The following is a 24,512-nucleotide window of genomic DNA, read 5'->3' on the forward strand; positions in this document are numbered from 1 at the left end:
CCGGCCCACTGCGCTGGATTTGAACCTCATGACGATTGATTACGCCCACGCCCGCGAACTGATGGTGGAACAGCAGATCCGTCCCTGGGACGTGCTGGACATCAAGGTGCTCGACGTCCTGGCCCGCCTGCCGCGCGAGGCCTTTGTCGCCGACGCACACCGGGCACTGGCCTACGCCGATGTCGAACTGCCGATCGGCCACGGCCAGAAGATGATGAAGCCGGTCATCGAGGGCCGTACCCTGCAGGCACTGGACCTGCAGCCGGGTGACGAAGTACTGGAAATCGGCACGGGCAGCGGCTTCCTGTCGGCCTGCATCGGCGCGCTGGCGCGCGATGTGCTGAGCCTGGAAATCGACCCGGAGCTGGCCGCCGCTGCGCGTGCCCGCCTGGACGCCTCCGGCCTGGGCAGCAACGTCCGCGTGGAAGTGGCCGATGCCCTGTCCTGGCAGACCGAACGCCGCTTTGACGTGATCTGTGTCACTGGTGCGGTCGACGTGGTGCCGTCACAGTTCGCCTCGTGGCTGCGTCCGGGTGGCCGCCTGTTCGTGATCCACGGCCGCTCGCCGGCGATGGAGGCCCTGCTGGTCAAGGCCGACGGCAGCTCCGAGTCCCTGTTCGAGACCGATATCGATTACCTGCGTGGTGCCGCCCCGGCCCCCCAGTTCCACCTCTGAGTCCAAGGAAGCCGCAATGATCCGCCGATCCCTCGCTGTTGCGCTGGCCACTGCCCTGCTGCCGTTGTCCGCCCATGCCGCCGACCTGCTGCAGGTCTACGAAATGGCCCGCAACGGCGATCCGCAGCTGTCGGCCGCCGAATCGACCCGGCTGTACGACAAGGAAGGCGCCGTGCAGGCGCGTGCCGCCCTGCTGCCGCAGATCAACGGCCAGGCCGCGCTGAACCGCACGCGCAGCGAGCCGAACGCCGACGCCAACTCCGGCTCGTTCACCAACAAGCGCCGCACCTACACGATCGACGGCAGCCAGACGCTGTTCAATTGGACCCAGATCAACAACCTGCGCTCGCAGCGTGAGCTGAGCAAGGCGGCGGACTTCACCCTCGAATCGGCCAACGACAACCTGATCGTGCGCACCTCGGCGGCCTACTTCAACGTGCTGGTGGCGATCGAATCGCTGAACGCCGCACAGACCAATGAAGCGGCCGCGAAGAAGCAGTTCGACTTCGCCGACAAGCGCCTGGAAGTGGGCCTGGCGCCGATCACCGACGTGCACGAAGCACGCGCCCAGTACGACCAGGCGCGCGCCAACACCATCATTGCGCAGAACACCCTGGCCGATAACTACCAGGCCCTGACCGAACTGACCGGCCAGCCGGTGACCAACCTGCGTGGCCTTCCGACGGACTTCCGCCCGGAAGTGCCGGCCAACCGCGGCAACATTGACGAGCTGGTGCAGCAGGCCACCACCCAGAATCCGGCGCTGAAGGCGCAGGAGCTGAAGGTCAGTGCCGCCGAAGCCGGCGTGCAGGCTGCCCGTGGTGGTCATTACCCGACCCTGTCGCTGGGCGGCAGCTGGGGCAAGAGCGCCACCTGGGGCGACAGCACCGGTGCCGGATCGCTGTCGCCGGATGCGCGCACCAACAGCATCGGCCTGACCTTGAGCGTGCCGATCTTCTCCGGTGGTGCCACCCAGTCCGGCGTGCGCCAGGCGCTGGCGCAGCGTGACATCGCCCAGGACGGCTACGAGCAGCAGAAGCGTGCCCTGGATCGCAATACCCGCAATGCCTACCAGACCCTGGTGCAGGGCATCAGCGAGGTGGAAGCGCGCCGCCTGGCGGTGGTCTCGGCGCAGAGCGCGTACGACGCTTCGCAGGTCGGCCTGGAAGTCGGTACCCGTACCGTGCTGGATGTGATCCAGAACCAGCGCATCCTGTTCTCGGCGCAGCTGGACTATGCCCAGGCCCGCTACACCTTCCTGCAGAACCGCCTGCTGCTGAGCCAGTCGCTGGGTGCGCTGGACGTGGCCGAACTGCAGGACGTCAATCGACTGCTGACCCAGGACGCGGGCAACCCGGCCACGACCACGCACTGAGTCGTCGCCCCTGCAACGAAAAAGCCACCCGCGAGGGTGGCTTTTTTGCAGGTGGTGCATCCACGCGCGCGTCCCCGGCGTGGCCCCACGAACCGTCAGCCCGGCCATGCGCGCAGGCGTTCCAACGCCGCAAGCACGCACAGCGCGGCTGCCAAGGGGGCCAGCATCGACATCATCAGCCCGCAGCCGGCTGCGCCTTGCCGGGTGTCATCCCGACGCCGCAGCACCGCCAGGCACAGCGCCGCCATCACCACCAGCGTCGCTGGACCCGGCAGCGCCGGCAAGGTGCCCTGCGGCAGCCACAGCACCAGCATCACCGCCGGCAGCCCAACCACCATTGCGCTCAGGCGCGTGCGGGATCGTCCCGCCGCGTCAGCTGCGCGGAGCCACAACGATGTGGCCAACCGGACGGCCAGCATCAGCAGCACCAACTGCAGGGCGGCCAGGCCCGCTGCCCCGGCCAGGGGCAACAATGGCAGCATCCACTGCAACTGGGGATGCACCTGCAGCGCCACGGCCAGTGGCCGGGTACTGGCGAGCGCGGAAAACTCGACCAGCCCGGCCTGCAATGCTGCCAGCACGATCAGCAGCAGCATCGCCAGCAACGAGACCAGCGCCAGCACCGCCGGCTGCCACATCGCGCCCTGGCGGCGCAGCGCAGGAAAGCCCAGTGCCAGGCCCACGCTGGCAAATATGCCCAGCAGCGGCACCGCAGCCGCCAGGACGCCCCCCAGCCCGAAGCGATATGGCGCCGTCGCCGGAGGCAGCCAGGGAACCCAATGCCCGTAGTGCACGTGACGCGCCGCCAGCGCCAGCAGCAGCACCCCCACACCGATCTTCACCGTCAGCAGCGCACAAGCCGCCAGGGCCACACCCCGCGGCGGCAGCAACGCGAGCGCGGTCAACATCAGCAGACCCACGGCCGCCGCCACCTGCACGGGCAGCCAGTCGTTGGCATGGAGGCCTCCGGTAGCCAGCACGGCATGTACATGGCGGGCCATGGACTGTGCCGCGCCCGCCGTGGTCGCCATCAGCTCAAGCAACAGGATCGCGCCCAGAACAATGGCCACCCGTGGCCCCCAGCTGGCGGCCAGCAGCCCGTACAGGCCATTGGCCGCCGGCAGTCGCAGCACCAGATCCTGCAGGCAGCACAGCACCAGGCCAGCCCCCAGTGCGGCCAGCAACAGGCTCAGCACGATGGCGGGGCCCGCCTGTGCCGCCGTGTGCTGGCCCACCAGCGCGATCACACTGCCGCCCACCAGCAGCGTCAGTGCCACCACAGCCAGGTGGTCCATCCCCAAGCGCGCCCCACCGGTGCCGTCCCTGCCCCTGTCGCCGTCCATCGCAAGTTCCCTTGATATCCGCCCAAGCGCGGTCGACAGCAGGCTGGCAGCCTGCGTCGTCCTGCGGAATCGGAATCGGTGCTGCGTGCGCCACGATGTGATGGCAGGCACGCTGCCATCGGCAGGGTCGGTCCAGCAACGACAGAAAAATCGTCGCTAAGCAGAATTGATGAAGTTGATCACGACAACGCTGCGCAGCGCCGCCGACGCAGCAACGCCGGGATCACTCGCGCGGTGGTGGCAGATGCGGTGCGACCAGCGCAAGCGTGCGCTGCAGCGCGCCACGGCCATTGCTGACCAACGTGCAACCCGCACGCGCCATGTCTTCGCGGGCCTGCGCATCTTCAAGCAGATGCTGCAGCAGGTCGCCCACCGCCTGCGCATCTTCGCCGATCAGCAGCGCACCGGCCTCGCGCATGCGCCGGGAGATTTCCGCGAAGTTGTGCAGGTGCGGGCCGGTCACCGCCGCGGTTCCCATCGCAGCGGGCTCCAGCAGGTTGTGGCCACCGATGGCCTGCAGGCTGCCGCCGACGAAGGCGACCTGGGCGCAGGCGTAGAACGGCATCAGCTCGCCGAGGGTATCGATGACGAACACGTCTGTGGCGGCGTGCGGCCACTGGTCCACGCGGCGGGTCGCCACGCTCCAGCCCTGTTCGCGCGCCAGCGCTTCCACCTTCGCGAAACGTTCGGGATGGCGCGGTGCCCACAGCAGCAGCAGATCCGGATGCTGCTGGCGCAGGCGCCGGTGCAGGTCGATCACCGCCTGTTCTTCGCCATCATGGGTACTGGCGGCGATCCATACCGGGCGCGCACCCGGCACCCGTGCATGGAACTGTTCGACGAAGCCCTGCACGTCCGGCGTGGTGATGTCGAACTTCAGGTTGCCCAGTGCCTGCACCTGGCCGGGCTCCGCCCCCAGCTGCACGAAGCGCTCGGCATCGTCCTGCGACTGCGCGGCCACGCAGGTGACGGTGCGCAGGGCGCGGCGGATCAATGCGGCCAGCAGCCGGTAGCCGCGCAGCGAACGCGCCGACAACCGGGCATTGAGGATGTAGACCGGAACACCACGGTCACGGCAGCCGAACAGCATGTTCGGCCACAACTCGGTTTCCAGGATCAGCGCCAGGCTGGGCTGGAAATGGCCGAGGAAGCGGTTGACGCTGCCCGGCACGTCGTACGGCAGGTAGACATGGTCCAGCGCGTCGCCCCAGAGCGCACGCACGCGCTCGGAGCCGGTCGGAGTGATGGTGGTGATGACCCAGCGGATGTCCGGGCGCTGCTGGCGAAGGGCATTGACCAGCGGCGCGGCGGCATTGACCTCGCCCACCGAGACCGCGTGCAGCCACACCCGCGGCTGGCCGGTCGGCTGCGGATAGGAGGCGTAGCGTTCGTCCCAGCGCCGGAAGTACTCACGGACCCGGAAGCCGCGCCAGACCAGGTGGTACACGGTGATCGGCAGCAGGATGTAGAGCACGACCGAGTACAGGCCGCGCAGGATCCATTCGACAGGGTCTTTACGCATGCGGCAAGGATACGGGAGCCCCCCGGGAAAGACACGCGGCCGCCTTGGTAGAATGGCCCCATGTCAGATGCCTCCACCGCCGTCCGCCCGTCGCTGCGCGATCCGCGCAACTGGCCGATGTTCGCCGCCATGCTCGGCGCCTTCGCCATCGCCCGCCTGCCGTGGATGCTGCAGCGCGCGCTGGGCCGGGGCGTCGGCTGGATCACCTGGCGCCTGCTCGGCAGCCGCCGCCGCGCCGCCGAGGTCAACCTGCAGCTGTGCTTCCCCGAGAAGGACGAAGCGTGGCGGCAGCGCCTGGTGCGCGACAGTTTCGATGCGCTGGGCGTCGGCGTGTTCGAGTGCATCCGCGCCTGGTGGGGCAGCATCGACAGCATCCGCCCGCAGGTACGGATCGAAGGCCTGGAACACCTGCGGCAGATGCAGGCCGAAGGCCGCGGCGTCCTGCTGGTCTCCGGCCACTTCATGACCCTGGAAATGTGCGGCCGCCTGCTGTGCGACTACGTCGATCTTTCAGGCATGTACCGCAAGCACAAGAACCCGGTGTATGAGTGGGCGGTGAAGTTCGGCCGCCTGCGCTATGCCAAGGCGATGTTCGCCAACGAGGACATCCGCGCGACCGTGCGCCACCTGAAGAAGGGCGGCTTCCTCTGGTACGCGCCAGACCAGGACATGCGGGGCAAGGACACCGTGTTCGTGCCGTTCTTCGGCCACACCGCTTCGACCATCACCGCCACCCATCAGTTGGCACGCATGACCGGCTGTGCGGTGATTCCGTACTTCCACCGTCGCGAAGGCGGAAAGTACTTCCTGAAGATCGGCGCGCCGCTGGAGAACTTCCCCAGCGAGGATGTGGAAGCCGATACCACCCGGGTCAACCAGGCCATCGAGGCGATGGTGCGAGAGGCTCCCGACCAGTACCTGTGGATCCACCGCCGCTTCAAGCGCCAGCCCGGCGGCCGGAGCGATTTCTACAAATAGCCGGATGCGGTGGAAGGGCCGGCGTCCTCGCGGTAGTCGCCAACCTTGGTTGGCGCCGGATGAACCGAGGCCGGTCCCGGGGAGCCCACCAAGCTTGGCAACTACTGCATCGGCGGAGATTCGTCCGATTCGCGGGCCAGCAGACTGCCGGCGAACAGGGCCGCCAGCAGCACGGTCAGGCCACCCCAGAACGCGGAATAGAACGCCAGGTGCGTATTGAGCGGGAACACCGTGACCGCCAGCGCCAGCATCGCCGGTCGGGCCCGATCACGCGCAGCCGCCGGAGCATAGCGCCAGGCCCGCCAGGCCTGCGCCACCGCCGCCAACCACAGCAGCAGGCCCAGAACGCCGGTCTCGGCAAGGATTTCCAGCACGATCTGGTGGGCGTGCAACGCCGGTTGGTTGCCCCACACGGCGGGGCCCTCATCTGACACGCAGGCCGGATACGCATCGCGGAAGCCGCGCGCACCGACACCGTTGACCGGATGTTCCTCGATCATGCACACCGCCGCGGTCCAGATGCGCGCGCGGCCCGAAAGCGCCTCGTCAACGCCCTGCCCGTCTTCGTTCCATGCCTGTGCCGTGCGCGCAACACGCTCGCGCAGCTGCGGCACGCCCGCTGTCAGTGCGGCCGTGCCCAGCGCTGCCACCAGGGCCAGCAGCAGCAGCCGCTTCCAGCCGAACTGGCGCACGCCGCTGTAGGCCAGCACCAGCACAAAGGTGATCCACGAGGCGCGCGAGCCTGCCAGCAGCAGCACGCATCCCAGTGCGGCAGCGGCCAGCAACCACCCTGCATTGCCGAAACGCCGTGCCATCGGCAGCAGCAGGAACGGTGACAGGCTGGCCAGCACCTGGCCGAATTTCAGATTGCAGGGCCCGAGCGCGCCACTGAGGCGGTCGGCCAGTGCGGCTTCGTCGGCCGGGCACAACGCGTGGCCACTCACGGCCAGCTTCAGGTGTTCCAGCGACCAGAACCACGGGCTGGTGCCAGCCAGGGCCTGCACCAGCGCATCCAGCGTCCACGCGCCGGTGATCAGCGCCAGGCCACCGAAGGTCAGGCGCCGCCGTTCCGGCGTGGCCACCGCGATCGCCACCAGCCACATGAAGGGCAGGTAGCGCAGTCCGGCGGCCGCCTTGGTCCACGAGGCCGAAGGGTCGATCGCATCGATGGCCGAAAACGCCTGCGGCAGCCAGTAGCCGAGGAACAGGATCGAGGTCAGCGCCCACGCCGCCGTGCTCAACAGGTGCGGGCGGCGCTGCAGCCGGCGCATCACCATGCGCGCAGCAGCATAGAGCGCGCCAAGGCCCAGCACGGTTTCGGCAATGCCCGGCAGCGGCCACATCGCCACGTACGCCAGCACCCACCAGGGCGCCCAGCGCCCGGCACGGTCGTCGCGCACGATGGCCGCGGGGTCAGCCGGCGAGATCGGCATAGAGGCGGAGGGTATCGCGCTGCATGGCCTGCAGGGTAAACGGGATGCGGGTCGGCAGGGACGGCGGCTGCGCCAGCAGGGCCAGCGCGCGTTCACCCAGCGCGCGCGCGTCGCCGAGCGGCACCGCACCGCTGGGCTGCAGCTGCTGCAGCAGTTCGCCGACGCCACCATGGTCCCAACCCAGCACCGGGCGGCCGACCGACAGCGCCTCGACCACGGTGCGGCCAAAGGCTTCCGGCTTGTCCGACAGCTGCAGCACCAGATCGCTGGCGGCGTAGGCCTGGGCGATGCGGACGGTAGGCGTGCTGATCTGTACGGCCTCGGCCACGCCCAGTACCGCGGCCTGGCGGCGCAGGTCAGCCACGTAGGCCTCGCGCCCGGGTTCGTCGGTGCCCAGCATCCACAGCTGGGCAGGCACGCCGGCGGCACGCACGTCGGCCAGCAGCTGCAGCGCGTGGGCGTGCCCCTTCAGCCGGGTGCCGCGCCCCGGCAGCAGCAGCAGCGGGCCTTCGACCTGGGCCAGCCACGGGTAGTCGGCCGCCAGGGCCAGCCGTGGGCGGCGGTCGGCGCGCGCCACGCGCGGGAACTGGCCGACATCCACACCCCGCGGTATGACCTGCAGGTTGTCTTCCGGCACCGTCGGGTAGTGGCGCTGCACGTAGGCGCGCACGGTGTTGGAGACGCAGATCACGCGTTCGCCACTGGTCATCACCGCGCTGTAGCGGCTGGGCGAGTTCAACCCGTGCACGGTGGTCACCCAATGCGGGCGCTGTGCGGCGGGCATGGCGCGGATCGCGTACAGGCCCAACCAGGCCGGCAGCCGCGAACGGGCATGCACGATGTCCGCGCCCACTTCGGCAAACAGCCGACGCAGGGTCGGCAGATGGCGCAGGGTCAGCACCGACTTCCGGCCGATGTCCAGGGAGAGGTGCTCGGCACCGCTGTCCAGCAGCGGCTGCACCAGGCGGCCACCGGCAGACACCACCAGCGCGCGATGGCCGGCGGCAACCAGGGCCGCAGCGATTTCCAGGGTCGAGCGCTCGACACCACCGGAGTGCAGCGCCGGCAGCAACTGCACCACGGTCAATCGGCGCATCGAAGGGGCCGCCGTTAGTCGGCCAGCACGAACACGGACCCGCAGTACGGGCACTGCGCTTCGCCGTTGGGCTCGTCTTCGATCGGCAGGTACACGCGCGGATGCGAGTTCCACAGCGCCATTTCCGGGGTCGGGCAGCTCAACGGCAGATCGCTGCGGTGCACGGTGTAGCGCTTCTCGGCGTTGGCGGGCGCGGTGGCGGTATGGCTCATGGCGGATTCGGTGAACGGGTTGCGAGGCCCGTGATTCTAGCATCTGGGCCGCAACGACATTGCGCCGCAACGGGCCTCTACGCGCTCCTGCGAAGGTCGCGTAGCTGCGCGCGGCACGCGGCGCGATGGCCGCCACGGGAATTCTGCGGCTGTTCCCGCAGGTGGGCTCACCAGAATCGGCTCCAGCGATATTTTCCGCATTTGGATCGAACTAAATGGCACTTGTCAGCGCGCGGCGGCTGTTGCAGGATCGGGCCAGGTCGCACCCCGACCGACCCAATCCAACCCGATCGCATGGCCCGCCCCCACCGGACCGGCATCGCCTCTTCCACTGCCAGCCTGGCGGGCGGAGCGATGCTGTCCGTGGTATCCGCCGATGCGGGTTCGCCCGCCGCCAGCCCTTCCGGGAGACCCTTGCATGACCCTGTCCGATCCGCGCCGCGCCCTGCTTCCGCTCGCCCTGGCCCTGGCCTGTGCGACCCCTGCGATGCCGGTGCTGGCGCAGGGGCTGCAGACCTCGTTCGAACCGGGCGAACCTGCCCCGGCGCAGGCCACCGGTGCGCTTCAGGTCACGATCGGCAATGGACCGGCCGCGCCCTACGCCGCCAAGCGCAACGCCGGCTACAGCGGCCTGCATGCGCTGCGCTACAGCAGCGAAGGCGGCAGCGCGCGGCGCGAACTGTTCAAGGCCGACCTGCCCATCGAGGCCGATACCACGCTGTCGTGGCTGGTGCTGCCGGAAATCGTCGGCAAGGACACCGTCGCCTCGACCTATGTATCGCTGGATCTGCTGCTGGACGATGGCAGCCGCGTTTCGGCCGGTGCGGCACGCGACCAGCATGGCGTGGCGATCGGCGCGCGGGCGCAGGGCGAATCGAAGACGCTGTACCCGCAGCAGTGGGCCCGCAAGGCGGTGCGGCTGGGCGACGTGCCCACGCTGAAGGGCCGCCGCGTGGTGGCGATCGAGCTGGAGGTGGCCAGTGCCGAGGGCGCGCCGGTCTCTGGCTGGATTGATGACGTGCGCCTGGATGCCCAACCGCGGCAGCGGCCGCAGCGCGTCTCCGACTGGGTGCTGACCACCCGCGGCACCCAGGCCAACGGCACCTTCTCGCGCGGCAACAATTTCCCGGCCACGGCGGTGCCGCACGGGTTCAACTTCTGGACCCCGGTGACCGACGCCGGCGCACTGAACTGGCTGTACCGCTGGAACGAACAGAACGATGCGCAGAACCGCCCGCAGCTGCAGGCGCTGGCACTCAGCCACCAGCCCAGCCCGTGGATGGGCGACCGCCAGACCTTCCAGGTGATGCCCTCGGCCAGCCGTGGCGTGCCGGACGCCGACCGCCGCAAGCGCGCGCTGTCGTTCGACCGCCGTCATGAAAGCGCGCGCCCCTACCGCTACGACGTGCGCTTCGACAATGGCATCGCTGCTGCCATCGCACCGACCGACCATGCCGCGCTGTTCCGCTTCGAGTTCCCCGAGGGCGGTGACGCCAACCTGCTGTTCGACAATGTCGATGCGCGTGGCGGCCTGACCCTGGACACGGCCACGCAGACCCTCAGCGGCTATACCGATACGCGCAGCGGCCTGTCCAACGGCGCCAGCCGCATGTACGTGGTGGCCAGCTTCGACAAGCCGTGGCGCAGCAGCGGCCGCCTCGAGACCGGCCGCCCGACCGGTTACATCAAGTTCGATGCCGGCAGCGACCGGCAGGTGACGATGCGCATCGCCACCTCGCTGATCTCGCTGGAACAGGCGCGTCACAACCTGGCGCTGGAAATCTCCGCCGCCGACACGCTGGAAAGCGTGGCCGGCCGTGCGCAGGATGCATGGGACGCGCGCCTGGCCCGCTTCGACATCGGCGATGCCAGTGACGACCAGAAGACCACGCTGTACTCCAGCCTGTACCGGCTGTACCTGTACCCCAACTCCGGCCACGAGAATGCCGGCAGCGCGGCCGCGCCTGACTGGCGCTACGCCAACCAGGCCAGCGCCAGCGACGACAACACCGAGGGCAGCGCGAACCGCAGCTTCACCGGCGTGCGCGATGGCAAGGTGTTCGTCAACAACGGCTTCTGGGACACCTTCCGCACCACCTGGCCGGCCTATGCACTGTTCACGCCCGACGATGCCGGGCAGATGGTGCAGGGCTTCATCGAGCAGTACCGAGCCGGTGGCTGGATCGCACGCTGGTCGTCGCCGGGCTACGCCGACCTGATGGTCGGCACCAGTTCGGACGTGGCCTTCGCCGATGCGTGGCTGAAGGGCATCGGCGGCTTCGATCCGGCCGAGGCCTACGCCGCCGCGCTGAAGAACGCGACCGTGGTCCCCCCCGACCGCCATGTCGGCCGCAAGGGCATGGACCGTTCGACCTTCCGTGGCTACGCCAGCGCGGACGTGCACGAAGGCATGTCGTGGACGATGGAAGGCGCACTGAATGACTTCGGCATCGCCAACATGGCCGAGGCCCTGGCCAGGCGCGCGACCACGCCGGCCGCACGCGAGCGCTACAGCACCGAGGCCGACTACTTCCGCCATCGCGCCGCCAGCTACGCGACGATGTTCGATCCGGCCGCCGGCTTCTTCCAGGGCCGCAAGGCCGATGGCCAGTGGCGCGTGGACGCCAGGGCCTACGACCCGCGCGTGTGGGGCCACGACTACACCGAATCCAATGGCTGGACCTTCGCCTTCACCGCCGCCCACGATGGCGAAGGACTCGCCGCGCTCTATGGTGGCCGTGACAAGCTGGCAGCGAAGCTGGATACCTTCTTCTCCACGCCGGAAACCGCCGACCCCGCGTTTGCCGGATCCTACGGCGGCACCATCCACGAGATGACCGAGGCGCGCGACGTGCGCATGGGCATGTACGCGCACAGCAACCAGCCGGCGCACCACATCCCATGGATGTACCTGTACGCCGGGCAGCCGTGGAAGACCCAGCAGCACGTGCGCGAGATCCTGTCGCGGCTGTACGTCGGCAGCGAGATCGGCCAGGGCTATCCGGGCGACGAGGACAACGGCGAGACCTCCGCGTGGTACGTGCTGGCCTCGCTGGGCCTGTACCCGCTGCGCATGGGCGCCCCGGAGTACGTGATCGGTTCGCCGGCCTTCCAGCACGCACGGGTGGAACTGCAGGGCGGCGCGGTGCTGACCGTGAACGCGGCCAACAACTCACGCGAGAACGTCTACGTGCAGTCGCTGAAGATCAATGGCAAGCCGTGGACGAAGACCTGGGTGCCGCACGAGCTGATCGCCAAGGGCGCGACGCTGGACTTCGTGATGGGGCCGCAGCCGTCGCGCTGGGGCAGCGGCGTGGATGACGTGCCGCGCTCGCTGACCGCGCGGGGCCAGCGCCCGCAGCTGCTGCACGACCTGCTCGGCAGTGGCGCCAAGGCGACGCTGGCCGATGGCCGCGCCCTGCCGGCGCTGGTCGATGACGATGCGGCCACCACCGTCGGCCTGGGCGGCGGCGCAACCATCGCACTGACCGGCCTGGGCGACGGCGCGCCGACCATGTATACGCTCACCAGCGGTGACGGTCGCATCCAGGGCGGCGAATGGACGCTGGAAGCGCGCAGTGGCAACGGCCGCTGGATGGTGATCGACCAGCGCAGCGGCGAAGCGTTCGAGTCTGCCCGCCAGACCCGACCGTTCCGCATCGCCAAACCCGGTCGTTACAGCGAGTATCGGCTGCGCCTGGCCGCACCGGGCCGGCTGCCGCTGGCGGAGATCGAACTGTTGGCGCCCAGCGCCGTACAATGAGCCCCATGCGCTACCGTCTGCTGCCTCTGGCCCTTGTTGCCCTTTCCTTCTCCAGCTTCGGCCAGACCCAGGCCTTTGATGCGCAGCTGACCCGCGACGGCGTGACGCTGAACTACCAGGACGCCCGTGGCGCCCTGGCCGCGCCGCAGCGCAAGCGGATCATCGATACGTTCTACTTCGCCTACCTGCGCGAACGTGCGGACTTCCACCCGGCCGCGCCGTCGATGGTGCGCATCGTGATCGACCCGGCCTACACCGGGATCGCCTTCGTCGGTGACAAGGACCAGGCCGCAACGATCACCATCAACCCGGGTTGGCTGGCGCAGCACCCCAACGACATCGACCTGGTCACCCATGAGGCCATGCACATCGTGCAGGGCTATCCGGGCTATGGCGACGCACGGGTGCCGGGTTGGCTGGTGGAGGGCATCGCCGACTACGCACGCGACCGCTACGGCATGGACAATGCCGCTGCGGGCTGGGCACTGCCGGGCAAGGTCGAGAAGGGGCAGAACTTCGACAGCGGCTACCGTGTCACCGGTGCGTTCCTGAAATGGGCCGACGCCGAACATCCGGGCCTGGTGCTGGCACTGGACAAGGCCCTGCGCGACGGCCGCTATGCACCGGCGCTGTGGCAGAAGCACACCGGCAAGGCACTGCCGGCGCTGTGGGCGCAGTACGCCAAGCCGCGTTCCGACGCTCCGCCGCCGGCCCCTGCACGCCGCGGCAAGCGGCGCTGACGCCCCCGCTGTCGCCGGCGCCTCAGCGCGACTGCACGAAACCGGCGTACAGCGCGAACAGCTGCTGGAAGTACCGCCGCGCCACTCGATTGCGCATGACACCCTCGCCGATGGGAAGTTGGTCGGGCCCAGGGTGGGAAGGCCGGTCCGGTCCCTTCCCACGGCCGGGCCGCGTGGGCGTATTGGGCCGCAGCGGCGTTGCAGGGAAATGACCGCCGGACTGCAATTCATCGGGTAGCGCCGGGCCATGCCCGGCGGAATGCGAGAAGCGCCGCGCTGCGCGCTCGCCGGGCATGGCCCGGCGCTACCCGATCCCGTTTCCGCTGCGCGGAAACAAAAACGCGCCCCGTGGGGCGCGTTTCCGCAGCTGTCGCTGGAAAGAAGGCTTATGCCTTCTTTTCCGCTTCCAGCTGCTTCCTGATCTGCGCATCGACCGCCGCAATGGCGGTCATGTTCAGGATCCGGCGCGAGGTCGCGCTGGTGGTCAGGATGTGCACCGGCTTGTTCACGCCCATCAGGATCGGGCCGATCGCCACGCCGTCGGTGAACACGCGCACCAGGTTGTAGGCGATGTTGGCCGCTTCCAGGTTCGGCAGCACGAACAGGTTGGCGCGGCCCTGCAGGGTCGAGCCCGGCAGCAACTTCTGGCGCAGCGCTTCATCCCATGCGGTGTCGCCCTGCATTTCGCCATCCACGTTCAGGCGCGGGTTGCGCTTGAGCAGCAGCTCGCGCACCTGGCGCATCTTCAGCGCATCCTTCGAATCATGGCTGCCGAAGTTGGAGTGCGACAGCAGCGCCACCTTCGGCTCGATGCCGAACAGCTTCATGCGATAGGCCGCCTGCAGGGTCGCCTCGCACAGCTGCTCGGCGGTCGGATCTTCCTGCACGTGGGTATCGACGAAGAAGAACACGCCCTGCTGGTTGATCACGCCGGTCATCGCCGAGGTCGAGGTGACCTTCGGCTCCAGCGGCAGCACGCTGCGCACGTAGCCCAGCTTCTTGTGGAAGCGGCCGACGATGCCGGTCAGCATCGCATCGGCTTCGCCACGGGCGACCATCACCGCTGCGATCAGGGTCGGGCGCGAACGCATCAGGTTCTTCGCCGCGGCCACGGTCACGCCACGGCGCCCGGTCAGGCCGTGGTAATACTGCCAGTATTCGTTGAAGCGCGGGTCGTCGTTGATGTTGGTGACTTCAACGTTCTCGCCGATCTTCAGGCGCAGGCCGAGGCGCTCGATGCGCGACTCGATCACTTCCGGGCGACCGATCAGGATCGGATGCGCCAAGCCGTCATCGACCACGTTCTGCACCGCCTGCAGCACCACTTCCTCTTCGCCCTCGGCGTACACCACGCGCTGCTTGTCGCTGCGCGCGCGGTCGTACACCGGCTTCATCATCAGGCTGGTGCGGTAGACGAACTGGGCCAGCTTGTCGCGGTAGGCGCCCATGTCCTCGATCGGGCGCGAAGCCACGCCCGAATCCATCGCGGCCTGGGCCACGGCGGCCGACAGTTCCACCAGCAGGCGGCGGTCGAACGGGCGCGGGATCAGGTATTCACGGCCGAAGCTCGGGGTCTCGCCGCCGTAGGCCGAGCCCATGTCGGTGGCCGCGCGGCGCGCCAGCGCGGCGATGGCGCGCACGCAGGCGATCTTCATTTCCTCGTTGATCGCGGTGGCGCCCACGTCCAGCGCACCACGGAACAGGTACGGGAAGCACAGCACGTTGTTGACCTGGTTCGGGTAGTCCGAACGGCCGGTGCCGATGATCGCGTCCGGACGCGCAGCGCGCGCCACCTCCGGCATGATTTCCGGGGTCGGGTTGGCCAGCGCGAAGATCACCGGGTCCGGCGCCATGGTCTTGACCATGTCGGCGGTCAGGATGCCCGGTGCCGACAGGCCCAGGAAGATGTCCGCGCCGTCGACGATCTCGGCCAGGGTGCGCTTGTCGGTGTCGCGCGCATAGCGCTGCTTTTCCGGGTCCAGGTCGGTACGACCGGTGTGGATCACGCCCTCGCGGTCGAAGGCCAGGATGTTCTCCGGCTTCAGGCCCAGCTGGACCAGCATGTTCACGCAGGAAATGCCGGCCGCGCCCATGCCCGTGGTCGCCAGCTTCACTTCCTCGATCTTCTTGCCGGTGATCGCCATCGCGTTGAGCACGGCCGCGCCGACGATGATCGCCGTGCCGTGCTGGTCGTCATGGAACACCGGGATCTTCATGCGCTCGCGCAGCTTGCGCTCGACCACGAAGCACTCCGGCGCCTTGATGTCTTCCAGGTTGATGCCGCCGAAGGTCGGTTCCAGCGAGGCGATGATGTCGACCAGCTTGTCCGGGTCGGTTTCATCCACTTCGATGTCGAACACATCGATGCCGGCGAACTTCTGGAACAGCACGCCCTTGCCTTCCATCACCGGCTTGCCGGCCAGCGCGCCGATGTTGCCCAGGCCCAGCACCGCGGTGCCGTTGGAGATCACCGCCACCAGGTTGCCGCGGGCGGTCAGCTCGCTGGCCTGCTGCGGGTCGGCCTTGATCGCTTCACAGGCATACGCCACGCCCGGCGAATACGCCAGCGACAGGTCGCGCTGGGTCAGCATGGGCTTGGTAGCGGAAACCTTGATCTTTCCCGGCGGGGACATCCGGTGGTAATCGAGGGCGGCCTGTTTGAAATCTTCGTTGGACATCGATGTGGGTTACATGAATGGGCAGAAGGGACAGGGGATCATACCCCCGTTGGAGCGTCTGGACCTGTCGCTATCCTGTCGCAACCATGCTGCGACCGCACAATTCAGTACCGTATGCGACGGGAGCCCAGACCAGCATCGGCGCTGACCATGACAGCCATGGGACGCCCTGAAACGCCGCGGGGCCGTACCACTGACGTGACCGGCCCCGCGGTACCACACACCTGGATCAGCCCTTGGCCGGCAGCGCCTCGGGCAGCGCATCGACCGGCGGCGGCAGTTCGCTCTCGCGGCCATCCAGCGCCAGCTGCAGGCGGTTGCGGTCCAGCGCGCCTTCCCAGCGCGAGACCACCACGGTGGCCACCGCATTGCCGATGAAATTGGTCAGCGAGCGGCATTCGCTCATGAAGCGGTCCACGCCCAGGATCAGCGCCATGCCAGCCACCGGCACCTCCGGCACCACGGCCAGGGTGGCGGCCAGGGTGATGAAGCCGGCACCGGTGACGCCGGCCGCGCCCTTGGAGCTGAGCATGGCGACCAGCAGCAGGGCGATCTGGTGGCCCAGGGTCAGTTCGGTATTGGTGGCCTGGGCGATGAACAGCGCCGCCAGGGTCATGTAGATGTTGGTACCGTCCAGGTTGAACGAGTAACCGGTCGGCACCACCAGGCCCACCACCGACTTGCTGCAGCCGGCGCGTTCCATCTTCTCCATCAGCGACGGCAGCGCCGACTCCGAGGAGGAGGTGCCCAGCACCAGCAGCAGTTCGGCCTTCAGGTAACGGGCCAGCTTGAACACCGAGAATCCGCACAGGCGGCAGACCAGGCCCAGGATCACCGCCACGAACAGGAACGCGGTGAGGTAGAACGAGCCCACCAGCCAGGCCAGGTTGATCAGTGAGCCGACGCCATACTTGCCGATGGTGAAGGCGATCGCGCCGAAGGCACCGATCGGGGCGGCCTTCATCAGGATGTGCACCAGCTTGAACACCGGGGCGACCAGCGCCTCCAGGAAGTTCACGATCGGCCTGCCTTTCTCGCCCACCGAGGCCAGCGCGATGCCGAACAGCACCGCGATGAACAACACCTGCAGGATGTTGCCATCGACGAAGGCGCTCACCAGCGTCTTCGGGATGATGTCCATCAGGAAGCCGACCAGGGTCAGGTCATGCGACTTCTCGACGTAGCCGTGCACTGCAGTCTGGTCCAGCTCGGCCGGGTTGATGTTCATGCCCGCGCCGGGCTGCACCACGTGCGCCACGATCATGCCGACGATCAGCGCCAGCGTGGAGAAGAACAGGAAGTACGCCATCGCCTTGGCAAACACCCGGCCCACCGTGCGCAGGTGGGTCATGCCGGCGATGCCGGTGACGATGGTCAGGAAGATCACCGGTGCGATGATCATCTTCACCAGGTTGATGAAGGCATCGCCCAGCGGCTTCATCTTTTCGCCCACCAACGGTTCGTAGTGGCCGAGGATGGCGCCGAGGACGATCGCCACGATCACCTGGAAGTACAGCTGGCGATAGATCGGCAACGGTTTTGCAGGCACCGCTGCTGCGGTCGGGATGTGCATGGCGGACTCCGGAAGGGGCGTTTTCAGGCACGTACGGTCCCGGGACTGCACGGGAACCGTTACCGTGGAAACTGATCGCAGGTCCTGTACAGCACGCACAGGGGTGCGACCAATGGACGCCTTTGTACGCGCCAGGCACGCCGGCGCAGATAACCTATTGGTACTAGCCCCCCGGTTCAGGTGGCACAGGTGCCTACACTGGCGCCGCACCGCCCATAAACGGGAAGGCCGGTGGCCCGGGCTGAACGGCTGGGCATGTCCCTGCGAAAGTTTCGGCCCCTGCGGCCGTTGATGTCCTGTCCACACGCAATCTGAGAGAGCCGCACCCAACATGCGCCCGAATCCCACCTTGCTGGCCCTGTCGCTGGCCGCCCTACCCGCCTTCGCTTCGGCTGCGGATTTCGACAACTGGCCGACCAGGTACACCTTCGGGGATGGCACCGAGCTGGCGGCCACCGCCAACATCGCCTACGACTACAACGACTTTTCCTCGGCCAGTGGCCTCGAGGACGACGACGCCGTGCGCCGCAAGGAATTCGGTGCGACGCTGAAGAAGAAGGGCGTGTACGACGCGATGGTCTACTACGACTTCCAGGCCGATACCTGGCTGGACGTGTTCGTGCGCTTCGAGAGCAAGGCCTTCTTCGGCCGCGACATCGGCCGCTTCCGCTTCGGCTACATGAAGACCCCGGTCGGCCTGGACGCGAACACGTCCTCGCGTGCCGGCAGCTTCCTGGAAACCTCGCTGCCGGTGCAGGCCTTCTACGAAGGTCGCCGTACCGGTGTGGAATGGGTGCTGGAGCGCCCGCAGTACCTGCTGCAGGCCGGCGCCTATGGCGGCAAGGACCTGCAGGGCGACAACCCCGGCACCACCCAGGCGGTGCGTGCGGTGTGGACGCCGGTGAAGGCACCGGGTGACGTTATCCACCTGGGCCTGGCCTACTCGCAGGAGAACCCACGCGGCTACAGCGATGGCCGCGATGTGCACCACGAGGCCAGCGCCCGCCTGCGCGCGCGCCCGGAAGCCGGCCTGACCGACATCCGCTACGTCGATTCCGGCGCGCTGGTCACCGCCGACCAGATCCGCCGCACCGGCCTGGAAGGCATCTGGATCCATGGCCCGTTCTCGCTGCAGGCCGAAGCGCTGCGCGCGACGGTCACCCGCCATGACGGCAAGCCCGACTTCACCGGCAGCGGCCAGTACGCGATGGCCAGCTGGGTGCTGACCGGCGAATCGCGCCCGTACAACGCTGGCGCGGTGGCCAACATCAAGCCGGCGCACAACTACGGTGCAGTGGAACTGGTGGCGCGCTACAGCCGCCTGGACCTCGACGATGGCGACATCCTCGGTGGCCGCCAGCACGACCTGACGTTGGGTGCGAACTGGTACCTGACCAGCCACTTCAAGTTCCAGGCCAACTACGTGAAGGTCGACGCCAGCCGTCGTGGCGTGCACAGCACGCCGGAGATCTTCGAGCTGCGCGCGCAGATGCACTTCTGACCCCTTCCACGTCAGACCCCGGCGGGCGTGCACGCCACGCCCGCCGGCCCTGCGTAGACTGCCGCCATGTACTGGCTCAGCCGCCACCGGATGTTGTTGCTGACGATCCTGGTGATGGTCGGTGGCACCGTGCTGTGCGCGGTCGCCGCTGGCCATTACGCCTGGCGGCGCGCGCTCGGCGACGAAAGCAGCCAGGTGCAACGCCAGCTGCAGCTGTATGGCCAGGGCCTGCAACAGCGCATCGACCGCTTCGGCACCTTGCCGCAGGTCATGGCGCTGGATCCGGATCTGCTGCACGCACTGCGTGTGCCGCCCTCGCCCGGCGAACGGCAGCGACTGAACCTCAAGCTGCAACGTGCCAATGAAGTCACCCGGGCCTCGACCCTGACGCTGGTCGGCCACGATGGTGTGGCGGTGGCAGCCAGCAACTGGGACCAGCCGACCAGCAACGTCGGCGAGAACTACAGCTACCGTCCTTATTTCCGCCAAGCCCTCGCCCAGGGCCGTGGCCGCTTCTACGGCATCGGCATGACCACCGGCGTGCCCGGCTATTACCTTTCGCAGGCCATTGAGGATGACGGCAAGCGGCTCGGCGTGGTGGTGATCAAGGTCGAGCTGTCCGCGCTGGAACAGGAGTGGTTGAGCAGCCCGGACGTGGTGCTGGCCAGCGACGACCATGACGTCGTGTTCCTGGCCAACCGGGACAGCTGGCGCTACCGGCTGCTGCGTCCGCTGCGTGCCGGTGAGCGCCGCGAAATGCTGGACGCCCGCCAATACGCCGACCGCGCGTTGCAGCCATTGCGCGCGCGTACTGAAGACGTGCTTGCCGATGGCGGCCGCATGGTGCGGCTGCTGGATCCTGCGCTGCCGCAGCCGATGCTGTGGCAAAGCCTGCCGCTGCCCGCCGAGGGCTGGAACCTGCACCTGCTGCACGACGCCAGCGCCGCTACTGCTGCCGGTCGCGCGGCGGCACTGACCGGCGGTGCCGCGTGGCTGGCGCTGGGCTTCCTGGTGCTGTTCGTGCAGCAGCGCCGACGCCTGGCCAAGCATCGCCTGCGCAGCCGCCGCGAACTGGAAACCCTGCTCAAGCAGCACGCACAGGAACTGCGCACCGCACAGGATGGCCTGCTGCAGGCCGCCACCGATGCCGACAGCGGCCTCAGCCGCAGCCTCGAACACCTGCCACAGGGTGTGGTGGTGATCGACCGGGAACTGCGCCTGGTCGCGTGGAATTCGCGCTACCTGGAACTGTTCCGCTTCCCCGTGGACCTGGTGCGCGTTGGCCGGCCGATCGAGGAACTGTTCCGCTTCAACGCGCGCCGTGGCCTGCTCGGTCCCGGCCCGGTGGACGAGGCCATCGAGCGCCGCCTGAACCACCTGCGCAGTGGCCGCCCGCATATGCGCGAGAGCGAGAAGGACGACGGCACGGTGCTGGAGATCCGCGGCAACCCGCTGCCCGACGGCGGCTTCGTCACCAGCTATGCCGACATCACCAGCTACAAGAACGCGGCGCGCGAACTGCGCTCGCTGGCCGATGCGCTGGAACACCGCATCGCCGAGCGCACCCGCGACCTGGACGAAGCGCGCCGCGAGGCCGAGCAGGCCAACCGCTACAAGACCCGCTTCGTCGCCTCGGCGGTGCACGACCTGCTGCAGCCGCTCAACGCTGCGCGCATGTTCGTCTCGGTGCTGCGCGGCAAGCTGGGCGACCCGGCGCAGCAGCAGACTGCGGACCATATCGACGCTGCGTTGGCCGCGCAGGATGCGATCCTCAACAGCCTGCTGGATATCTCGCGGCTGGAATCAGGAACGTTGCAGCTACGTGTGCGCGCCTTTGCGATTTCGCCGCTACTGGAGACCCTGGCGCGTGAGTTCGGCATCGCCGCACAGGGCCGCGGCCTGCAACTTGACTGGGTGGACACCCGCGCAGTGGTGGTCAGTGATGAAGCGCTGTTGCGCCGTATCCTGCAGAATTTCCTGTCCAACGCGCTGCGCTACACACCACAGGGACGCGTGCTGATCGGCTGTCGGCGCGCGGGCGACCAGCTGCGCATCGAGGTGCACGACCAGGGCCCGGGCATTCCGGAAAGCCTGCAGGGTGAGATTTTCGAAGAGTTCCGTCGCCTGAACGATGGTGTGGAGCAGGAACGTGGCGCCGGCCTGGGCCTGGCCATCGTCGAACGCATCGGCCGCCTGCTCGGCCACCGCATCAGCCTGCGTTCCACCCTGGGCAAGGGCAGCGTATTCGCCGTGAGCGTGGCACTCGGTCGCGCCGACGACGTGATCGCACCTGCCGCAGCGTCGGTCATCGCGAGCGAACCCTCCGATGACAGCCCACTGCGACAATGCCGTGTGTGGAGCATCGACGATGATCCCCACGTCTGTGCGGCGACCCGTGCGCTGCTGGAACGCTGGGGCTGCCAGGTGGAACTCGCCGATGGCCCGCAGGGTGCATTGGAAATCGCCAGTTCACTGAACGTACCGCAGTTGCTGCTGCTGGACGTGCGCATGGGGCAATGGCACGGACCGGACCTGTATGAAGCGCTGTGCACGCTGTGGAAGGTGCGCCCGCCGGTGATCCTGGTGACCGCCGAGCGTGACGAGGCGCTGAAGACGCATGCCGCCGAGAACGGCTGGGGCTTCCTGCTCAAGCCGGTGCGGCCGCCCGCGTTGCGGGCATTGATGACGCAGATGTTGTTGCGGCATCGGGGGTAGTACCGCTTCGCCATGTAAGGCATCGCCGTGCCGATGCGCGGGCAGGGTCGCTCCCGGCTGATCCCGTACCGAATGACTACGCCCCTTCGCGTGAGATCCGCAAAGTGAGAAGGAGCGAGACGCGCGACGCAGATGCGTAAGGCATGGACAAATTCCGAGCAAAGACAAGCAGTCTCCTGACAGACCGGCGCTACTGAAGCATGGAATATCTCGTTCCCCGGCCGATCGGCCGACCACACCGTAGGCGAAGAATGGACAAGCATTCACTGGGTAGCGTTGTTCTTGCAGCTGGCCTGGCACTGGCAACCGGCGAAGCAAATGCGGAGAGTGAAACGACCTTCAATGGTGTCAGATATCGCTGCACCAACAGCTGTGTCGTCAATGTTGACTCTGCCGGCGCCTGGAAAGTTACGGATTGCTGTGGCGGACGCGTAAGGACAGTGTTCCAGACAACCCGACCACCGGACTGCAATGGTCCTTTTGATTGCCCTATTGATTGACACCCATAGCCCGCAACCTAGGATCCACAGTGAGCTCCAATCACATGCCCAGCTCCATCATACAGATCTCACATCTGATCACTGCAACACTACTATGCATGTGCTGCGCAGGATGTACAGATGACAGAGCATCAGATGCCAACACCACTCTCAATACGAGCGCGGCAGACGCACAAATCAATCAAGTCAGATCGAGCGATCTCAGCACACAGCCTTTGGTTGTGCGATCAAGAACAGACAACTCGACAGCGACCTCCCGTCCCGTAGCATCCTCACTCGAGTATCTTCAATCAGAATCTGCACTCATCTTCGAGGGCGGAATCTCAAGTCAAGTTGCCGGAGACCTCCTACGCTCCGGCAGAAGCACATCAGACGTGATCGACCGCATGACCCAGGACGCTGCAACCAGCACTGAGGCACAGGATCTAGCCAAGCACTATCGATCCTCAATAACACGCGCGATGGGTGAGGACGCCCAACTGGAGCGTCTGTCATGCGGCCTTAGCATCTGCATCGGCATCGCTCGGGCCAAAAGCAATGCCGACCATGAAGCCTGGGGCCGCAGGCTTGCGTCAGACCAATCCTCTCCCACCTACAGCTACGCCGAAGCCTCTGAGAATCTTGGCTCTGGATACGAGAACAGATTCATATTCTCCACCGATCCAGTAATGAATTCGATCAGCGGCAACTAATCCTTCAACCAGGCTGAAGCGTTCCAGTGCGTAAGGCCACGAGGAGCTCGCACCCCTGATGAATCTGGAAAGAACCATCTTTGTACAGATACCAAGCTATCGAGACCCTCAGCTGTTACCCACGTTGAAGGACATGATAGAAAATGCCAAGTCGCCATTCCTGCTGCGCGTTGTCATCTGCTGGCAACACGGATCCGAACAGGACATCCAGTCCTTCGAAGCGAACGGATTTGAATTGACCCATACAGCAACCGAAGAAGGCACTACAGTCCATTTCTTACGGATACATGGTGCAAACATCGAGTTGATCGACATTGATTATGTTCACTCCAAGGGATGCGGCTGGGCCATAAACCTGGCCCAGCGGCGCTACCGGGGTGAGCACTACAACCTTCAGATCGACTCGCACCACCGCTTTTCGGGTGAATGGGACTTAAAGATGAAGAGCCTACTCGAGCGTCCGAGGGTGCACTCACCAAGGCCAGTTCTAACAGGATGCCCCCCCAGCTTCGATCCTGGGATCTGAGATGGAAGGCTTTGGAATTTTTGGACTGGGCTCACAGCGCACACTGCGTCAGTACGAGCGACACACCGGGATCAACTTTCGACCTCGAGCAGTTCACAAGCAATCACTTACTGTGCAAGAACCAGTCCGCTTGTCAGAGACCATTGAAGAGAATGAATGGAAGCGGAGTCTCGTCTACTTCCGCTCAATGCGAGTCCACATTTCCTGCGCAACCCGCTGCCCTTCATTTCCGGCCTCGGTGCTTGTTTCTTCCTACTCGTCGGATGGCGTGAGGCAGTCAACCCGCGAGTTGTCCAAGTCCGAACTGAAATCTCTTTCAAGAGAAGGTCAAGTCCAGTATATCGACACACTCAGGGCACCGCTGCACCAACTGCCGGTCCGCTATTCGGTACACGTGCGCAGCGACGATGCGCTGACGGACCATCAGCTTTCGATCTTCGTTGAAGAGGTCCTTCTTTGACAACAGCGCCAGACAAAAGATCTCCGTCTGAATGCCCTGCGTTGATCAGCCGTCCATCCCTGCCCGCGGGTCGCCTTCCGGCTCCAGCGCCTTCACCAGCACCGCAGCCTGTGTGCGGCTATGGCATTCGAGCTTCTTCAGGATCGCAGTGACGTGCACCTTCACTGTGTTCTCGGCCAGGCCCAGCTCGTAGGCGATCTGCTTGTTGAGCAGGCCATCGGCCAGGCACAGCAGCACGCGGAACTGCTGCGGGGTCAGCTGGGCCAGGCGGCTGGCCAGCAGCGCATCGGCCTCCGAGCGCTCGGCGGCCATCGCCGGGAACCACAGGCCGCCGTCGAGCACTGCCTGCACGGCCTCGCCGATGGTCTCGGCCGGGGCCGACTTCGGGATGAAACCGGCGGCGCCGAACTGCTGGGCGCGGCGGATCACCCGCGGATGGTCGTTGGACGAGAGGATCACCACCGGGATGTCCGGATGCGAGCCACGCACGTGCAGCAGCGCGGAAAAACCATGGGCGCCTGGCATGGTCAGGTCGAGCAGCACCAGGTCCACGTCCGGCTGTGCGTCGAGCGCCTCAGCCAATGCCTCGGCACTGGCCACCTCGCGCACCTGCGCCAGCGGCAGGCTCTGCCGCAAGGACTGCACCACCGCCGAACGCAGCAGCGGGTGGTCATCGGCGATCAGGATGGTGTATTCGCTCATGCCGCCATTGTACGGGCAGGTCGCCGC

The 24,512-nt window shown here is 66.9% G+C and carries 18 protein-coding genes; 10 read left to right on the top strand and 8 right to left on the bottom strand.

Features of this window, described 5'->3' with window-relative positions; genetic code table 11:
* Window positions 1-28 precede the first annotated feature (28 nt).
* Both ACMGRF_RS14940 and ACMGRF_RS14945 read left to right on the top strand, forming a co-directional pair.
* Window positions 29-676: a protein-L-isoaspartate O-methyltransferase family protein gene (locus ACMGRF_RS14940; protein WP_049416694.1), complete on the top strand. Its 648-nt coding sequence runs from the start codon at window positions 29-31 to the stop codon at window positions 674-676.
* A gap of 16 nt (window positions 677-692) precedes the next feature.
* Entirely contained in the window at window positions 693-2,051 is a 1,359-nt protein-coding gene (locus ACMGRF_RS14945) for a TolC family outer membrane protein (RefSeq protein ID WP_049416692.1), read from the top strand.
* 95 nt (window positions 2,052-2,146) lie between these two features.
* Here the strand turns inward: ACMGRF_RS14945 and ACMGRF_RS14950 are convergent, their stop codons facing one another.
* Both ACMGRF_RS14950 and waaA read right to left on the bottom strand, forming a co-directional pair.
* Entirely contained in the window at window positions 2,147-3,346 is a 1,200-nt protein-coding gene (locus ACMGRF_RS14950; RefSeq protein WP_414485361.1) for an amino acid transporter, read from the bottom strand.
* A 271-nt stretch (window positions 3,347-3,617) separates the two neighbouring features.
* Window positions 3,618-4,916, bottom strand: coding sequence for a lipid IV(A) 3-deoxy-D-manno-octulosonic acid transferase (waaA, locus tag ACMGRF_RS14955; RefSeq protein ID WP_049416687.1), 1,299 nt, complete (start codon window positions 4,914-4,916; stop codon window positions 3,618-3,620).
* A gap of 60 nt (window positions 4,917-4,976) precedes the next feature.
* Between waaA and ACMGRF_RS14960 the strand changes: the two genes are divergently transcribed.
* A complete protein-coding gene (locus ACMGRF_RS14960; RefSeq protein ID WP_099485843.1) occupies window positions 4,977-5,894 on the top strand; it encodes an LpxL/LpxP family Kdo(2)-lipid IV(A) lauroyl/palmitoleoyl acyltransferase in 918 nt (305 codons plus the stop codon).
* A gap of 101 nt (window positions 5,895-5,995) precedes the next feature.
* Here the strand turns inward: ACMGRF_RS14960 and ACMGRF_RS14965 are convergent, their stop codons facing one another.
* Genes ACMGRF_RS14965 through ACMGRF_RS14975 form a run of 3 tightly spaced genes read right to left on the bottom strand, consistent with a single transcriptional unit; the run spans window position 5,996 to window position 8,635 of the window.
* A complete protein-coding gene (locus ACMGRF_RS14965) occupies window positions 5,996-7,327 on the bottom strand; it encodes an O-antigen ligase family protein (RefSeq protein WP_099485841.1) in 1,332 nt (443 codons plus the stop codon).
* Window positions 7,308-8,423 carry a glycosyltransferase gene (locus tag ACMGRF_RS14970; protein WP_049416680.1) on the bottom strand — a complete coding sequence of 372 codons (1,116 nt, stop codon included), beginning with the start codon at window positions 8,421-8,423 and terminating at the stop codon, window positions 7,308-7,310. The genes ACMGRF_RS14965 and ACMGRF_RS14970 overlap by 20 nt, the downstream gene beginning before the upstream one ends.
* Window positions 8,424-8,437: 14 nt before the next feature.
* Window positions 8,438-8,635 (bottom strand): zinc-finger domain-containing protein, encoded by a 198-nt coding sequence (locus tag ACMGRF_RS14975; protein ID WP_005410967.1) that lies wholly within the window; start codon window positions 8,633-8,635, stop codon window positions 8,438-8,440.
* A gap of 418 nt (window positions 8,636-9,053) precedes the next feature.
* Here ACMGRF_RS14975 and ACMGRF_RS14980 point away from each other — a divergent pair, with 418 nt between their 5' ends.
* Together ACMGRF_RS14980 and ACMGRF_RS14985 are read left to right on the top strand one after the other, a co-directional pair.
* The gene (locus ACMGRF_RS14980; RefSeq protein ID WP_414485362.1) at window positions 9,054-12,398 is read left to right on the top strand and encodes a GH92 family glycosyl hydrolase; all 3,345 of its coding nucleotides are present in this window, start codon (window positions 9,054-9,056) and stop codon (window positions 12,396-12,398) included.
* Window positions 12,395-13,138 carry a basic secretory protein-like protein gene (locus tag ACMGRF_RS14985; protein WP_049416677.1) on the top strand — a complete coding sequence of 248 codons (744 nt, stop codon included), beginning with the start codon at window positions 12,395-12,397 and terminating at the stop codon, window positions 13,136-13,138. Before ACMGRF_RS14980 ends, ACMGRF_RS14985 begins: the two co-directional genes overlap by 4 nt.
* 386 nt (window positions 13,139-13,524) lie before the next feature.
* Here the strand turns inward: ACMGRF_RS14985 and ACMGRF_RS14990 are convergent, their stop codons facing one another.
* Entirely contained in the window at window positions 13,525-15,816 is a 2,292-nt protein-coding gene (locus ACMGRF_RS14990) for an NADP-dependent malic enzyme (protein ID WP_005419150.1), read from the bottom strand.
* 229 nt (window positions 15,817-16,045) lie between these two features.
* Window positions 16,046-17,389 carry a dicarboxylate/amino acid:cation symporter gene (locus tag ACMGRF_RS14995; RefSeq protein WP_414485363.1) on the bottom strand — a complete coding sequence of 448 codons (1,344 nt, stop codon included), beginning with the start codon at window positions 17,387-17,389 and terminating at the stop codon, window positions 16,046-16,048.
* Between the two features lie 331 nt (window positions 17,390-17,720).
* Here ACMGRF_RS14995 and ACMGRF_RS15000 point away from each other — a divergent pair, with 331 nt between their 5' ends.
* From ACMGRF_RS15000 to ACMGRF_RS15020, 5 genes are all read left to right on the top strand, one after another.
* A complete protein-coding gene (locus ACMGRF_RS15000; protein WP_049411689.1) occupies window positions 17,721-18,890 on the top strand; it encodes an OprO/OprP family phosphate-selective porin in 1,170 nt (389 codons plus the stop codon).
* Window positions 18,891-18,956: 66 nt separating this feature from the next.
* The gene (locus ACMGRF_RS15005; protein WP_414485364.1) at window positions 18,957-21,605 is read left to right on the top strand and encodes a PAS-domain containing protein; all 2,649 of its coding nucleotides are present in this window, start codon (window positions 18,957-18,959) and stop codon (window positions 21,603-21,605) included.
* A gap of 874 nt (window positions 21,606-22,479) precedes the next feature.
* Window positions 22,480-22,797 carry a hypothetical protein gene (locus ACMGRF_RS15010; RefSeq protein WP_143566365.1) on the top strand — a complete coding sequence of 106 codons (318 nt, stop codon included), beginning with the start codon at window positions 22,480-22,482 and terminating at the stop codon, window positions 22,795-22,797.
* 58 nt (window positions 22,798-22,855) lie between these two features.
* Entirely contained in the window at window positions 22,856-23,323 is a 468-nt protein-coding gene (locus ACMGRF_RS15015; protein ID WP_414485365.1) for a GlcNAc-transferase family protein, read from the top strand.
* A 130-nt stretch (window positions 23,324-23,453) separates the two neighbouring features.
* Complete coding sequence (locus ACMGRF_RS15020) at window positions 23,454-23,783, top strand: hypothetical protein (protein ID WP_143566552.1); 330 nt, start codon at window positions 23,454-23,456, stop codon at window positions 23,781-23,783.
* Window positions 23,784-23,828: 45 nt separating this feature from the next.
* On the opposite strand, the gene ACMGRF_RS15025 is transcribed toward ACMGRF_RS15020, so the two are convergent.
* Complete coding sequence (locus ACMGRF_RS15025; protein WP_049440202.1) at window positions 23,829-24,485, bottom strand: response regulator; 657 nt, start codon at window positions 24,483-24,485, stop codon at window positions 23,829-23,831.
* Between the last annotated feature and the right edge of the window lie 27 nt (window positions 24,486-24,512).

The sequence above is a fragment of the Stenotrophomonas sp. EMP41 genome, assembly GCF_047495535.1.
Lineage (GTDB): Bacteria > Pseudomonadota > Gammaproteobacteria > Xanthomonadales > Xanthomonadaceae > Stenotrophomonas > Stenotrophomonas sepilia.

Excerpts from the sequence above, each read along its gene's own strand:
- ACMGRF_RS14985 (WP_049416677.1), top strand. The coding sequence starts at position 12,395 with ATGAGCCCCATGCGCTACCGTCTGCTGCCTCTGGCCCTTGTTGCCCTT.
- ACMGRF_RS14940 (WP_049416694.1), top strand. The coding sequence starts at position 29 with ATGACGATTGATTACGCCCACGCCCGCGAACTGATGGTGGAACAGCAG.
- ACMGRF_RS15025 (WP_049440202.1), bottom strand. The coding sequence starts at position 24,485 with ATGAGCGAATACACCATCCTGATCGCCGATGACCACCCGCTGCTGCGT.
- waaA (WP_049416687.1), bottom strand. The coding sequence starts at position 4,916 with ATGCGTAAAGACCCTGTCGAATGGATCCTGCGCGGCCTGTACTCGGTC.
- ACMGRF_RS15005 (WP_414485364.1), top strand. The coding sequence starts at position 18,957 with ATGTACTGGCTCAGCCGCCACCGGATGTTGTTGCTGACGATCCTGGTG.
- ACMGRF_RS14995 (WP_414485363.1), bottom strand. The coding sequence starts at position 17,389 with ATGCACATCCCGACCGCAGCAGCGGTGCCTGCAAAACCGTTGCCGATC.
- ACMGRF_RS14970 (WP_049416680.1), bottom strand. The coding sequence starts at position 8,423 with ATGCGCCGATTGACCGTGGTGCAGTTGCTGCCGGCGCTGCACTCCGGT.
- ACMGRF_RS14975 (WP_005410967.1), bottom strand. The coding sequence starts at position 8,635 with ATGAGCCATACCGCCACCGCGCCCGCCAACGCCGAGAAGCGCTACACC.
- ACMGRF_RS14980 (WP_414485362.1), top strand. The coding sequence starts at position 9,054 with ATGACCCTGTCCGATCCGCGCCGCGCCCTGCTTCCGCTCGCCCTGGCC.
- ACMGRF_RS14950 (WP_414485361.1), bottom strand. The coding sequence starts at position 3,346 with ATGGACCACCTGGCTGTGGTGGCACTGACGCTGCTGGTGGGCGGCAGT.
- ACMGRF_RS15000 (WP_049411689.1), top strand. The coding sequence starts at position 17,721 with ATGCGCCCGAATCCCACCTTGCTGGCCCTGTCGCTGGCCGCCCTACCC.
- ACMGRF_RS14945 (WP_049416692.1), top strand. The coding sequence starts at position 693 with ATGATCCGCCGATCCCTCGCTGTTGCGCTGGCCACTGCCCTGCTGCCG.
- ACMGRF_RS14965 (WP_099485841.1), bottom strand. The coding sequence starts at position 7,327 with ATGCCGATCTCGCCGGCTGACCCCGCGGCCATCGTGCGCGACGACCGT.
- ACMGRF_RS14960 (WP_099485843.1), top strand. The coding sequence starts at position 4,977 with ATGTCAGATGCCTCCACCGCCGTCCGCCCGTCGCTGCGCGATCCGCGC.
- ACMGRF_RS14990 (WP_005419150.1), bottom strand. The coding sequence starts at position 15,816 with ATGTCCAACGAAGATTTCAAACAGGCCGCCCTCGATTACCACCGGATG.
- ACMGRF_RS15015 (WP_414485365.1), top strand. The coding sequence starts at position 22,856 with ATGAATCTGGAAAGAACCATCTTTGTACAGATACCAAGCTATCGAGAC.